This window comes from Thioclava kandeliae (assembly GCF_040297545.1).
GTDB classification, from domain to species: Bacteria; Pseudomonadota; Alphaproteobacteria; order Rhodobacterales; family Rhodobacteraceae; genus Thioclava; species Thioclava kandeliae.
Window position 1 is genome coordinate 38,161 of sequence record NZ_JAYWLC010000014.1, and the last position, 13,021, is coordinate 51,181.

Genomic DNA, 13,021 nt, shown 5'->3' on the forward strand with positions numbered 1-13,021 from the left:
TGCCTACCAAGCTGCGCCGTCGCCGGAAACATCAACTCACTTTCCCCATAGACAGCACCTAGCCACCGCGGCTTCCACCTTGAGAAGATTTCCAACGCGGGCCGACGAAGCACCGCTAGGAAACGTTACGCCACGGCCCGCATCGAAAATCCTTCACCAAAGCCGACCTTCGCCAAGTTGGGCCTCGCTGTGGCGCTGCTTCTCCAAACCAGACCAGCGCTAGCATTGGCCGCACGATTTAGTAGACCAATTTCGGTAGTTTTGAACCTATCGGTCGTTGGCTGCACAAGCTGCAGTGGCTCCGCGGGCGAGCGCGAAACGCTGGAATCGTTCACGTCTTTGCTCAGGCGATCCCCTAACGCTGTAGCCCGACTGGAAGCAATACGGTGATCAACCCAGAATAAGTAACCGTACTTTTAGAGGCTTGATTTTGCTGCGGGGTCGCTAGACCAGCAGAGGCTCTCGGGTCAGTTTGGACACTCTGCTCAAGCAGGTATTGAATTATTAGACTGATCTGTCTAATAATGATGCCATGACCAAAATTGTCCCTCTTCCATCCGCCGAGAAAAAGCCCCGCCGTGGCCGGCCGCGCGGCGCACCGGATGCGTCCGAGGCCCGCCAAAAACTGATCCGCGCCGGGCTCGAGCACCTCACAGAAAAGGGGTATTCTTCGGTCGGGATCGACGAGATCCTCAAGGCAGCTAGTGTACCCAAGGGCAGCTTCTATCACCACTTTGATAGCAAGGCCGATTTCGGACTGGCCCTCGTTGCAGCCTACAACACCTATTTCACCACGCAGATCGAGCGGGCGTTCCTGGACGAAGAGCACGCGCCGCTCAACCGGCTCCGCATTTTCACGGCACGGGCCGAAGCGGGGATGGCACGGCACGGTTTCCGGCGGGGGTGCCTTATGGGCAATCTGGGTCAGGAAATGGGCGCGCTCCCTGACGAGTTTCGCGCTGCGGTCACCGATGTTCTGGAAGACTGGCAGGCCCGTACGGCACGACTGTTCAGTATGGCCCAGGCGCAGGGCATGATCGTGCCGCATCACGACCCAATGGTCTTAGCGGAGACCTTCTGGATCGGCTGGGAGGGCGCCGTGCTGCGCGCCAAGCTTGAGTTGCGCCCAGATCCCCTGCGCCGCTTTGCGGACACATTCCTCCGCCTGATTGAAGCTGAGACTTTAGACACCTGAAAGGATACGAAAATGAAGGCAATTTTGATCGAAAAGCCTGAGGAGAAGCAAATCGTTTCGCTGCAAGACGTCCCGGATGCGCAGCTGCCTGAAGGTGACGTTCTTGTTGATGTCGCTTATTCGACCATGAACTACAAAGACGCCTTAGCGATCACCGGGGCCTCCCCTGTCGTACGCCGGTTTCCGATGGTGCCCGGCATCGACTTCTCCGGCACCGTCGCCGAAAGCAGCCACCCTGACTTCAAGCCCGGCGATCGGGTCATGCTCAACGGTTGGGGCGTGGGCGAGACCCACTGGGGCGGGCTGGCCGAACGGGCAAGGGTCAAGGGCGATTGGCTCATCCCTCTGCCGGCGGCGATAGATCCGAGGCAGGCGGCGGCGATCGGCACAGCGGGCTACACCGCGATGCTCTGTGTGATGGCGCTGGAGCGGCAGGGGGTAACACCCGACAAGGGCGAGATCGTCGTCAGCGGCGCTGCGGGCGGCGTCGGCAGTGTCGCCACGGCCTTGCTTGCGGCCGGAGGCTACGAGGTTGTGGCGGTGACCGGTCGACCTGCCGAGACGGAGTATCTGCGCGGGCTTGGGGCCGCTTCGGTGATTGACCGCACCGAACTGACCGGAAAGACGCGCGCGCTTGCCAGAGAACGCTGGGCCAGCGGCATTGATGTCGCGGGCAGCACTGTGTTGGCGAATATGCTGTCGATGATAAAATATGGCGGTGCCGTCGCTTCTTGCGGCCTAGCGGCAGGCATGGATCTGCCCGCTTCTGTCGCGCCCTTCATCCTGCGCGGCGTGACGCTTGCCGGGGTTGATAGCGTCATGTGCCCCAAACCCGACCGGCTCGAGGCATGGTCGCGGCTGGCGCGCGATCTCGACCTTGGCAAGCTCGAGGAGATGATCACTGAAGTGCCCTTTGCCGAGGTGATCGACACCGCGCGGCAATTTCTTGACGGCGCCGTACGCGGCCGAATCGTCGTTCCGATTAGCGCATGAGGCTCTAGGATGAGCGAAATGAACCCACCCTTCACCGCAGGCATAGAGACGCTGCGCCTGCAGGAATGCCCCAGCTGGTATTACCTACTGCGTGAATTCGATACGCTTTACCGACACGGGTCTGCAGGAGGGAGCCGACTGATCCGTGCGCACCGCAAGCGCGTGCGGGATGGGCTGTCCTTGATCATCGACGCAAATCCCGAGCTCAGCCTACGCCCTGCGGAAGCCAAGCCAGTCACGGCCCATCTCTACCGGGCGCTAGACCTCGGTGAGCGCGGCGCGGTGCAGGGGGTGACCCGTGCACTTTCGCGGGTGAAGGATCAGCTCACTTGGGAGTACGGATACCAGAAGGTGCCAAAGGCGCTGGCGCGGAAATATGCCTATTGCGAAATTCTGGGACCGCGCGGCCCTGTTCGGGCCGAAAAGCTGGTGCTGGGCTTTGTGCTTTTTGCGCCAAACACAACCTATCCTCAGCATAGCCATGATGAGATCGAGGAAAGCTACATCTCGGTCGCCGGGTCTTGGTCCGAGAATGACGCCGCCGTCCATGCGCCCGGGTCACTCATTCTGAACCGGCCGGGCCTTGAGCACCGGATCACCACGGGCGAACTGGACCCCTGCCTTTTGGCCTATGCCTGGATCGGGCCCGAGGAGAGGCTAGTCTCTCCTGGCATGAAGCTCAGCGCGACTCGAAAGGCGAGGGTCGCACGGGGCATATGATGCTACCCCCAACCGAGGCCCGCACCCAACAGTGCATCAAGCGCAGATCCAACCTTCAGCCTTCATTCGCAATGCTGCAGCGCCTCCGCTAAGCAGACGATGGCCCACGACACAGCGAAGAATTGTTTCCCGCCGATGCTGTTGAAAACAGTCGAGCGGGCTCGAGGTGGTCCGATTCCGTGGAACGATTATTGTCCCGCTTGGCCAAAATCCCTCGTTTGGCGGTGAAATCTGGACGTTGGCAGAAAGAAATTCTGCATCGTAGCCTGCAGCAGAAACTAGACGGAGTTTTCAACAATATCCTCCCTTCTAGTCGATTTTTAGGCAGCATTTCTTCGGGGTAAGTGGATGACGGCTCTGACTAAATGCGGCAGACGCTTCGCTGCCAGTTGGCTTCCCGCCCTAATTGTCGTATCATGTCGCGTTAGAAACATGATACGAACATTTGCAGAGAACTATCGGCTTAGAGGTATCTCGCGAGGGATGAATTCGGCCCGCAGAAGGCGCCCGCTTAAAGTGTCTTTACATAAACCTTGTGTTTCGAAGTTGCTGGCAGTCAATGAGGCGTCCCAGAGAGCTACCAGCCAACTTACATTGATATTTTGAGACAGTGTGTCGACCTAGACACTTCAGTGTGTTGGGTTTCCCATGTTGACTGCCGTTTGGTAGCTTTATGCATCAAATCCGCAGTCTTATGGTCCAACCACAGCGATTCATTTCGCGCTGGTCTACCGTTTAGGTTCTACTCAATCAAAGGGGGCAGCCATCCTCCGGTATGTCCGGCAGGTGAGTTGTTGCGCTGTATTCATCGCCTAGAAGCTCGGGCTTGTCGTAGGCCTGAAGCCTTGCAAACTGGGCGTCGATATCCTCGGTAAAGAACTGCGCGACGATTGCCTCCCCCAGACGACGTGCACCCACGCTTACCGCCGGAATATCACCCGACACCTTGCCCATGCTAAGCATCGCGGCATCATTGAAGCAGTGAATTCTGCGCAGAGCCGGGCAGCGACCTTCGCTTTTCTCGATAAAGCTGAAATCAGGAGCAAGATCGGGGGCTTGCCCTAAGGGACCATCAGCAGGCAGGTCGGTTGGAAAATCACCGCGGTCGCGCCAGAGCGCGATATGAGCTGCCAGTTCCGATAGTTCAGGCCGGTCAGTAAAATCATTGCGGAAACCGGTCGCGGAGATCACAAAATCCGTTGTAAACGCACCGCGCGACGTCTGCAGATGTAGCTCTTCGCCTTGCAATTCGGCCCCGAGCAAGGCGCAATCGAGATGGAGAAATGCATTCGGGAAGTCAGTGGCGCGCCGTACGGAGTGGCTAGGCGGCGGCACTTGCGCGCGCGCAGCATAGGCGTGGATTTTCAACTTCCACTCGGGCGGAACTTGCCCCAGTCCGATCTGGGTGCCCGGACTACCAATACCGGTCAGCTTGTTCACCGCCGGTATCCGCGCGCGGCGGATCAGCATATCGACACGTGCGGCCCCCGCCTCGAGCGCTGTGGCCGCAGTGTCGAAGGCCGAGGCCCCTGCCCCGATCACCGTCACACGTCTGCCCTTCAGGGCGGTAAAATCGATCCCGTCTGCGCTATGGGCGCAATAGGCTGCCGGAAGCGCCCGCAACATGTCGGGCATCGCGCCACCGCCCAGCCCAGAGCGCCCCGTGGCCAGCACCACACGGCGGGCCAGGACCTGCCGCTGTCCTTTCGGCCCTTCAAGCGTGGCGCTAAGCAGCGCCCCTTTGTCGCGCAGATCGACAAGTCTTATGTCATTGCGCACAGGTAGCGCCAAAACACGGCGATACCAGCGTAGATAGTCCATCCATTGCCCCTTGGGGATCTTGTCGAGTGCGCCCCACGCCGCCCGACCCCACTGTGCTGTGAACCACGCACGGAAGGTCAGCGAGGGTTGGTCCAGCGCGGGGCCCGTGAGCGTTTTGGGCGAACGCAGCGTGCGCATGCGGGCAAATATCTTCCACGGCCCCTCGAACCCCTGCGGGTTGGCATCCACGGCGAAACTGCGCTCGATCCCCAGAAAGCGCAGCTGTGCCAAAGCCGCAAGCCCGCACATCCCGCCGCCGATCACCAGCACATCCGTCACGCCCTCGCGCGCGGGCACCCACGGCGCGGCAGGCAGGTTGAGAACGGCAAGGTCCTCGGCAAGACGGGCTTCAAGATCGGCAAGACTCATGGGGGCTTTCTCAGGCGGCGACGGTCATTTTCTCGATCCCGTAAAGCCTGTCGGCCACCACCAGTGCCACAACGGCCAGTGCCAGTTGCAGCGTGGACAGCGCCGCGATCGAGGGGTCGAACTGGTGTTCCATATAGGCCAGCATCACCACCGGCAGGGTATTGGTCTGGGCCGAGCCGAAGAAATAGCTGACCGGCAGGTTGTCGAAAGAGGTCAGGAAAGAGAACAGGCATCCGGCCGCGATACCCGGACGGATAAGTGGCAATGTCACCTCGCGGAAGGTGGTCAGCCGCGAGGCCCCGAGGATCAGTGCCGCTTCCTCATAGGCGGGCGGAACGGCACGGTAGACAGCTGTCACCGTGCGGATGACATAGGGCAGGCAGATCACCGTGTGAACGATGGCCAGCGATGTGAACGAGATGCCGAGCCCCAGCCAGGAGAGGAAGAAGAGCGACGCGAAGCCGATCACGATCATCGGCATCGAGAGTGGCGACAGGAGAAAGGTCGTCACTGCCGTCGCCCAGCCGGACCGCGCACGGCTTAGCCATAGGGCTGCCGGAATACCCAAGAAGCAGGACGCAATCGTGGCCACCACGGCGAGTTCGAGGCTGACCCAGAGGCTGTCGATGAAGGGGGTGTATTCGAAGATCCGCGCGAACCATTTTAGCGACCAGCCGGGGATCGGGAAGGAGGCATAGCCCGCCGAGGTGAAAGACACCACAACGACCACCGCAATCGGCAGGTTCATGAAGATGAAGAAGGCCACCGTGAAGGCCCATAGCATAAGATTGATCAGCCTCATCTTACACCCCCTGACGGCGTACAAGCCGCAACTGTAGCCACAGGCAAGCCAGTGCGATCACTAGAAGGATCGTGCTCATGGTCGAGGCGAGCGCGAAATCACGCGTCGTATTGAACTGTTGGTAGATCAGCAAAGGAAGCGTCTGAAAGCCCCCGCCCAGAAGGACGAGTGTCACGAATGAGCCATTTGCGATCATGAAGACCAGTATGGCGCCCGTGCCGATCCCGTCGAGCGTCAACGGCAGGGTCACCTCGAAGAAGGTGCGTAGCTTAGACGCGCCAAGCATCAACGCGCCCTCCTCCAGTCGCCGGTCCACTCCCTGAAGCACCGAGGCAATGGACAGCACAGCAAACGGGACCAGCACATGCACCAGTGCCGCAATCGCGAGCCCAGGCGTGTTCATCAGCCGCAAGGGCGTGTCGAGGATCCCCAGATCATGCACGAGCCACTGGTTGACCAGTCCGCGCCGCGCAAACAACACCTGCCACCCGAAGGTGCGCATGATGATCGAGGTCAGAAGTGGCGCGATCAGTAGAAAAATCAGGAGCCCTGATAACCGCCCCGCCTTGCGTACAAGTACATAGGCGACCGGATAGGCGATGAGCACCGAGATCACCGTGACCACCGCCGACAAGACCACCGTCTCGAGGATAACGCCCAGATAGAAACGGTCCGTCAGGAACTCGGCATAGCGCGACAGGGTCAGCCCGCCATTTCCGGTCAGGAAAGACCGCGCCGAATTATCTGCGAGCGGCATGACGAAGAACACCGCAAGAAAGATCAGCGCCGGGAGCAACAGGAAAATTTGGCGGATGCGCGGGGATAGGGTCATGGGGCCTCGTCGGATCAGGGATGCGCCCGCCGGTTCACCGGCGGGCGCAAGGGGTTACATGCCGATTTCGCGGTTCCAGCGATCGACCCACTCGTTACGCACTTTCGCAATCTGCGCATAGGGCGGCAGATTGGCTTTACTCAGCGGTGTCACTCGGGCGGCCAGTTTCTCGCTATACTGGACCTCCGTATTGGTGACGCCATAATTCAGGATCTCGGCGAATTTGGCCTGATTGGAGGCCTCGAGCACGCCATTGATGTAGTCCCATGCCAGATCCGAGGCATGTTTCGGCTTCTGGATCGCGACAGCGGTCATCGCGCCGCCTTCCTCAGGGTTGATGAAATCGATCCAGTCGACGCCCTCATCCACATGGTTCCAGGTCCGGCCGTCGAAATAGATCCCCAGATCCGCCTCGCCCGAGGCCAGATGGTTGAAGAAATCATTGGGGCCTGCCCAGAAGACCAGATTGTCCTTCATCTTGGCCATCGCCTCGAAGAACGGATCGACATTGTCGACCGTGCCGCCAAGCGCATTGTTCATCGCCCAGATGAAGAAAACCGGCGTCACGCCATATTGGATCGAGGGCACCGAGGCGATGAACTCGCCTTTGGACACGCGCTCGACAAAGGCCGCAAAGCTTTTGGGCGGCTCGGAAACGACCTGTTTTTTATAGGTGATCCCGCCGACGCCATAATCGAAATAGGTGCCCTTGCCGAGGCAGGCATCTGTGAACTCCTGCGGGATCTTTGCCAGATTGGGAAGCTTCTCGACGGTGAATTCGTCCATCAGGTCGCCTTCGGCGGCAATCACTGCCAGATCTGGCGACATAATCAGGACATCAAGCGGAGGCTTTTCGGGATTGGCCTCGACCTGCGCCAGCCATTGCGGCGGACCGCCCAGCGATACGGTCGCCTTGGCGCCTGTTTTGGCTTCAAAAGGCGCGACAAAGCAATCGCGGATGGCCTGCTCCCAGACGCCACCATAGGCGGTGACATTCAGCGTACCGGTCTCTTGGGCGCGCAGGGGAAGGCCACTCAGGCCGACGAGCCCCGTCGCCGCGGCGCCGGTGCCAAGGAAGCTACGTCTGTTTAGTTTCATGGGGTCTCTCCTCGCATTGCTCTGTTGGGTCATGCCGCTTCTGCGGTTCTGGTAAAATCGGTGTCAGAAGTCCGCCAGACAGCTTTCCAGACGTTGGCTGGCATCAAGACGTTCGGCCTCGGTGATCTGGGCACGCGGGAAGGCGGTGGGTAGATCGCCCAGCACATGTTCGAAGATCTGCCGCCTTTGCGACTGGCGCTGCGACAGCGGCAGCCCGAGAAGCGCGGCATTGAGCCGGTCCATCGCCTCGGATGTGAAAATGGACTCCCATGCCAGACGTTCGGGGCCGAATAGCGTGCCTTCCATGGCAGGCGCGTGCGCACGCAGCGCTTTGGTGGCCTCGACATCACCGGTGACAACACCATAAGCCCGCCGCGCGGCCTCTGCGGTGACGAAACCTGCTGCGATATCGGCCTCGACAGCTGCGGGGTCCCGCAGCATCGGGCTGCCCCAGCCGCCCGCACCGGGGGTGCGGAAGGTAACAACATCACCAGCCTGCACCTCAAGCACGTCAATCTTGCCAAGCCGCCTTTCGCGCGGCTGGCCTTCATTGATCACCAGAGAGCCGGGCTGGCCCGGCTGGCCACCATTCTGCCCCCATGGGCGGAACATCAGACGTTCCATCCCGCGGCCCAGAACATGCGCGCCGGAATTGAGCACGCGGAAAGACAGCTCCATCCCGCAGCCACCCCGCCACTGCCCCGCGCCGCCACTATCGGGGCGCAGACCATAATGGAGCACCTCGACCCCCAGTTCGGCCTCGACCGTTTCGACAGGGTTATTGGCAAGGTTAGAGATCCCGCTATCGCGCCCGTCCACACCATCATGACCAAAGCGCGCGCCGGTTCCCCCGATCAACGGCTCGATCACCTGTACGATACGCCCGCCTTTGGGCGCAGGTTCGCTCATCACAATCGGGATCACGGTCCCCGACGCTGCTGCCGGAAGCACGTCCGGCAGCGCCAGACCGAAGGCACCATTGAGGATGTCGTTCACGCGGATCGCCGCCGCATGGCGCACACCGGTCGCAGCGGGTTCCTCGGGATTGACGAGCGAGCCCAGCGGCGCAGTGATCGAAAGGGGCCGCAACAGGCCCGCATTGAGCGGGGCAGAGCGATCCAGCGTCTGCACCAGCGCCAGCATCCGCAGCGTGAGCCACGCATGGGGCCGCCCGCAAGAGGGGATATTCATCGCGGTCGCTACCTGCGGGTCGGTGCCGGTGAAATCCAGATGCACCTTGCCGTTTCGGATCTCGACACAGACCGCGACCCGCACCGGCAGGGGTGTGGCCGCATCATCATCAAGATAGTCCGAAAAGCTGTAACGCCCCTCGGGCATCCGGCGCAGAACGGCCTCGGCCTTGCCGGCGGCATAGGCCATCAGCGCCTCTTGCGCCGCGCCAAGCTCTTGCGACCCGTGCTGGCCCAGCATCTGCTCCATCCGGCGACGACCGGTGGCGAGCGCCGCCAGCATCGCTCGGATATCTCCCATATTGGCCTCTGGCGTGCGCGAATTGGCATCGAGGAACAGCTTCACCTCGGGCGCCATCTGGCCGCGCCGCATCAGTTTGACCGGCGGAATGCGCAGACCTTCCTGAAAGATCTCGGTATTGACCGGCGAGATGGAAGAGGCCACGCGCCCGCCCACATCCGAGCAATGCACGAAACACCAGCCATAGCCGATGATCGCGCCCTCATGGAAATAGGGTTCGATCATATGCAGGTCGGGCAGATGGGTCGCAAGACCGGTCGAGCGGTAGGGGTCATTGGTCAGGATGACATCCCCGGGTTCAAGCGCCCCTTGAGTCGCAACCACCGCCTCGATCGCGGGCAGGCATTCCAGCCCGACAAAGCCCGACACGCCGATCGAGCGCGGATAGGCATAGAAGCGGCCATCAAGCCCCGCCAGAGCGCAGGCGAAATCGGCGGTTTCCTTCACATAGAGCGTCCGGCCCGTGCGCTGCAGCGTCAGACACATCTCCTCGGTCACGGAGGCGAATTTATTGCCGAGGATCTCAAGCAGAACGGGGTCGAGACGGCTCATGCCTGTGTCCTTCCGGATTTGGTGATGACCAGATTGCCATGGGCATCGATGCGGCCTGTCCAGCCGGACAGGATGACGGTGGTCGTTTCGGGTTGCTCGACGATGGCGGGGCCGCACAGTTCGGCGCCCTCGCCCAGATGCGCGCGCGCATAGATCGCGGCCTTCTGCCAGCGGCCCTTATGGAAGATGTCGCGATAGGTGCGAACAGGCGCGCCGTCGCCGGTGGGGGTCGAGGGCGCAAGCGCCTGCCCCGCGCCGATCATCGCCAGACGGATCGTCCCGATCTCGACCTCGGCCTGCATGTCGCGGAACCCGTAGATCCGCTCATGTTCAAGGTGGAAGGCCTCGGCCCAATCGCCTTGCGCCTCGGGCAGCACCACCCGCAGCTCGTAGGCCTGACCGGCATAGCGCATATCGGCAGAGCGTTCGCTGCGCCGTTCCGCGTTGCCCGACAGTTCGGCATCAAGCCATGCCTGCCCCTCGGCCTCGAGCGCTGCAAAACTGTCTGCGGCCTGCGCCACCGTCTCGGGCGTCAGCGCCACACGGAGCGAGCGCACGAAATCCCGCCGCAGATCGGCCCCCGCCGCGCCCATCGCGCAATAGGCCCCTGCCGCTTGCGGCACCAGAATGCGGGTGATCCCGATTTCCTCGGCCAGCAGATTGGCATGGGTCGGTCCCGCCCCGCCAAAGGGCAGCAGCACGAAATCGCGCGGATCCAGCCCGCGTTCGGCCATGGTGCGGAAGAGCGATCCCGCCATACCGGCAGAGGCCACAGCCAGCGCGCCTTCGGCAAGCCGCGCGGCGGGTGTCTCGCCCGTGATCCCGATCTTCGCGGCCACGACCCCCAGCGCCGCAATCGCGGCCGGCCCGTCGAGCGGCATTGCGCCCCCGCCAAACTGCGCGGGATCGATGAAGCCGCAAGCAATGAAACAGTCGGTCACCGCAGGCTCTGTCCCGCCGCGCCCGTAAGACACCGGTCCCGGATGGGCACCGGCGCTTTGCGGGCCGACCTTCAGAACGCCCTGCGCATCGGCCCAGATGATCGAGCCACCGCCCGCACCGATGGCATTCACATCCACCACCGGCAGCACCAGAGGCAGGCCGCCGATATCGGTGCGTGTGGCAATACCCGCAGCCCCGCCTGTGGCCACCGCCATATCCGAGGAGGTGCCGCCCATATCGAAGGTGATGATATTCTGCATCCCCGACTGGCCCGCCTGACGCACCGCCGCCATCACGCCCGAGGCGGGACCGGAGAGGATGGTCTCTACAGGGCGCGCCACGGCAGAGGCCACCGAGAGCGAGCCGCCATTCGAGGCCGTCACCAGCAGCGGCGCGCTCACCCCGATCCGCGCGAGCCCTTTGGTCAGCCGGTCGAAATAAGCATCCATCAAGGGCTGGATATAGGCGTTGAGGCAGGCCACCAGCGTGCGTTCATATTCGCGGATTTCCGGCCAGATTGCCGCCGCCGAAGAGATGGGCAGCGATTGCAGCCGCGTGGTCAGGGCCTGCGCGATCCGGGCCTCGGCTTCGGGATTGGCATAGCCATTGATCAACATCAGGGCCGTCGCGTCCAGATCCAGCGCCTTCAGTTCCGCCGCCACTCGGTCCAGCTCGGCCGCGTCGGGGCTGTGGGTCAGGCGACCCTCACGGTCGAAGCGCGCGTCAATCTCGACCACCCGTGCCCGCGGTACGAGCGGCAGTTCCTTTTGCGCATGTAGGTCGAAGGAGGACGGCATCCGGCAGCGCGCGATCTCCAGAATGTCGCGGTAGCCCTTGGTCACCACCAGCCCGATCTTCGCCCCTTTGCGCTGGATGATCGCGTTGAGCCCGATGGTCGTGCCATGCATCAGCCCGCCCACATCGGCGGGCGTCATCTGCTCGGCGGCGAGAAACTTTTCCAAACCTTCGATCAACGCGCGGGAGGGGTCATCGGGGGTCGAAGGTTCTTTATAAAGGGCCACGCGCCCCGTCTGCGCATCGGCCATCACGAAATCGGTGAATGTGCCGCCAACATCGATACCGATCCGCAGACGGCCACTCTGATGGGAAAGATCTTTCATCATTTACTCCTGCGTCTCTTCGACAAGGACGCTTTCTGTCACGGCCCAACCGAAGGGAATTTCCTCCCCGATTCCGAGACCTGTCTGTCCCAGACCCGCATCTGCCTGCCTGTGGGCGATCACCTCAGTACCGTCCGCCAGCGCCAAGCGATAAGCAGCATAGGACCCACGGAACGAGGCTGCGATAATCCGGCCAAGCAGGGCCTGCGGCAGGTGCGCCGCAGCCTCCCCCAACACGATCCGCTCCGGGCGCACCGACAAGGTCGCATGTTTGGCTGTGCTGGGGCGAGGCATCGGCAAAAGCCCCGCTTGTGTCTGCAATCCGGCGCCGGTCACCACGCCCTCGAAAAGATTGGAAGTCCCGAGGAAATTGGCCACGAAGGCACTTTCGGGGCGGTCGTAAATCGTATTTGGCGCGCCAAGCTGCAGAATACGCCCGCCTTGCATGACGGCGATCTGGTCGGACATCGACATTGCCTCTTCCTGATCATGGGTCACCAAGAGCGTGGTGATCTCGAGCCGCTGCTGCATCTCTCGGATCTCAAACTGCATGGATTCGCGAAGCGCCTTGTCGAGCGCGCCCAGGGGTTCATCCAGAAGAAGCACGCGCGGATTGACCACCAACGCCCGCGCCAGAGCCACACGTTGCTGCTGCCCGCCCGAAAGCTGGCTTGGATACATATCCTCGCGCCCTGTCAGATGCACCATATCAAGCATGCGCCGGACCTCGTCCGATTGCACCTGCTTCGAGGCACCCGACATGCGTAAGCCGAAGCCGATATTCTCGCCGACCGTGCGATGCGGAAACAGCGAATAACTCTGGAACACCATGCCCAATCCGCGCCTGTTTGGCGCGAGCCTCGTGACATCCTGTCCGCCGATCCGGATCTCGCCACTATCTGGAAGCTCGAATCCTGCAACCATTCGCAAGGTCGTGGTCTTGCCACAACCGGACGGGCCCAGAAGCGAAACGAGCGCCCCCGGCTCGACGGAAAGATCGAGATTTTCGACGGCCGCTACGGCACCGAAAGACTTGCGGATACTGGTCAGATTTAGCGCAGAGGGGGCGTCATTCATACTCGGTC

10 protein-coding genes are annotated in these 13,021 nt (G+C 61.8%); 3 read left to right on the plus strand and 7 right to left on the minus strand.

The annotated features are described in order from the left end of the window. Positions 1-532 precede the first annotated feature (532 nt). The 3 genes from acuR to VSX56_RS14830 are packed head-to-tail and all read left to right on the plus strand — an operon-like array spanning position 533 to position 2,908. A complete protein-coding gene (acuR, locus tag VSX56_RS14820; RefSeq protein ID WP_350938230.1) occupies positions 533-1,195 on the plus strand; it encodes an acrylate utilization transcriptional regulator AcuR in 663 nt (220 codons plus the stop codon). A 12-nt stretch (positions 1,196-1,207) separates the two neighbouring features. Continuing rightward, entirely contained in the window at positions 1,208-2,188 is a 981-nt protein-coding gene (gene acuI / locus VSX56_RS14825; RefSeq protein ID WP_350938232.1) for an acrylyl-CoA reductase (NADPH), read from the plus strand. Positions 2,189-2,197: 9 nt separating this feature from the next. Further along, entirely contained in the window at positions 2,198-2,908 is a 711-nt protein-coding gene (locus VSX56_RS14830) for a dimethylsulfonioproprionate lyase family protein (protein WP_434096041.1), read from the plus strand. Positions 2,909-3,658: 750 nt separating this feature from the next. On the opposite strand, the gene VSX56_RS14835 is transcribed toward VSX56_RS14830, so the two are convergent. The 7 genes from VSX56_RS14835 to VSX56_RS14865 form a co-directional block, all read right to left on the minus strand. Next, positions 3,659-5,098, minus strand: a complete 1,440-nt coding sequence (locus tag VSX56_RS14835; RefSeq protein ID WP_350938237.1) for an NAD(P)-binding domain-containing protein — start codon at positions 5,096-5,098, stop codon at positions 3,659-3,661. Positions 5,099-5,108: 10 nt separating this feature from the next. Further along, positions 5,109-5,900, minus strand: coding sequence for an ABC transporter permease (locus tag VSX56_RS14840; protein WP_350938239.1), 792 nt, complete (start codon positions 5,898-5,900; stop codon positions 5,109-5,111). Position 5,901: 1 nt separating this feature from the next. Continuing rightward, on the minus strand, positions 5,902-6,732 hold the full coding sequence (locus VSX56_RS14845; protein WP_350938241.1) for an ABC transporter permease: 831 nt from the start codon (positions 6,730-6,732) through the stop codon (positions 5,902-5,904). A 54-nt stretch (positions 6,733-6,786) separates the two neighbouring features. Beyond that, entirely contained in the window at positions 6,787-7,830 is a 1,044-nt protein-coding gene (locus VSX56_RS14850; protein WP_350938243.1) for an ABC transporter substrate-binding protein, read from the minus strand. Between the two features lie 63 nt (positions 7,831-7,893). Beyond that, complete coding sequence (locus VSX56_RS14855; protein WP_350938245.1) at positions 7,894-9,873, minus strand: hydantoinase B/oxoprolinase family protein; 1,980 nt, start codon at positions 9,871-9,873, stop codon at positions 7,894-7,896. Beyond that, positions 9,870-11,936, minus strand: a complete 2,067-nt coding sequence (locus VSX56_RS14860) for a hydantoinase/oxoprolinase family protein (RefSeq protein ID WP_350938247.1) — start codon at positions 11,934-11,936, stop codon at positions 9,870-9,872. The genes VSX56_RS14855 and VSX56_RS14860 overlap by 4 nt, the downstream gene beginning before the upstream one ends. 3 nt (positions 11,937-11,939) lie before the next feature. After that, on the minus strand, positions 11,940-13,013 hold the full coding sequence (locus VSX56_RS14865; RefSeq protein ID WP_350938250.1) for an ABC transporter ATP-binding protein: 1,074 nt from the start codon (positions 13,011-13,013) through the stop codon (positions 11,940-11,942). Positions 13,014-13,021 lie beyond the last annotated feature (8 nt).

Coding starts and splice junctions, on each gene's coding strand:
- VSX56_RS14835 (WP_350938237.1), bottom strand. CDS start 5,098: ATGAGTCTTGCCGATCTTGAAGCCCGTCTTGCCGAGGACCTTGCCGTT.
- VSX56_RS14855 (WP_350938245.1), bottom strand. CDS start 9,873: ATGAGCCGTCTCGACCCCGTTCTGCTTGAGATCCTCGGCAATAAATTC.
- VSX56_RS14860 (WP_350938247.1), bottom strand. CDS start 11,936: ATGAAAGATCTTTCCCATCAGAGTGGCCGTCTGCGGATCGGTATCGAT.
- VSX56_RS14830 (WP_434096041.1), top strand. CDS start 2,198: ATGAGCGAAATGAACCCACCCTTCACCGCAGGCATAGAGACGCTGCGC.
- VSX56_RS14840 (WP_350938239.1), bottom strand. CDS start 5,900: ATGAGGCTGATCAATCTTATGCTATGGGCCTTCACGGTGGCCTTCTTC.
- acuR (WP_350938230.1), top strand. CDS start 533: ATGACCAAAATTGTCCCTCTTCCATCCGCCGAGAAAAAGCCCCGCCGT.
- VSX56_RS14865 (WP_350938250.1), bottom strand. CDS start 13,013: ATGAATGACGCCCCCTCTGCGCTAAATCTGACCAGTATCCGCAAGTCT.
- VSX56_RS14845 (WP_350938241.1), bottom strand. CDS start 6,732: ATGACCCTATCCCCGCGCATCCGCCAAATTTTCCTGTTGCTCCCGGCG.
- acuI (WP_350938232.1), top strand. CDS start 1,208: ATGAAGGCAATTTTGATCGAAAAGCCTGAGGAGAAGCAAATCGTTTCG.
- VSX56_RS14850 (WP_350938243.1), bottom strand. CDS start 7,830: ATGAAACTAAACAGACGTAGCTTCCTTGGCACCGGCGCCGCGGCGACG.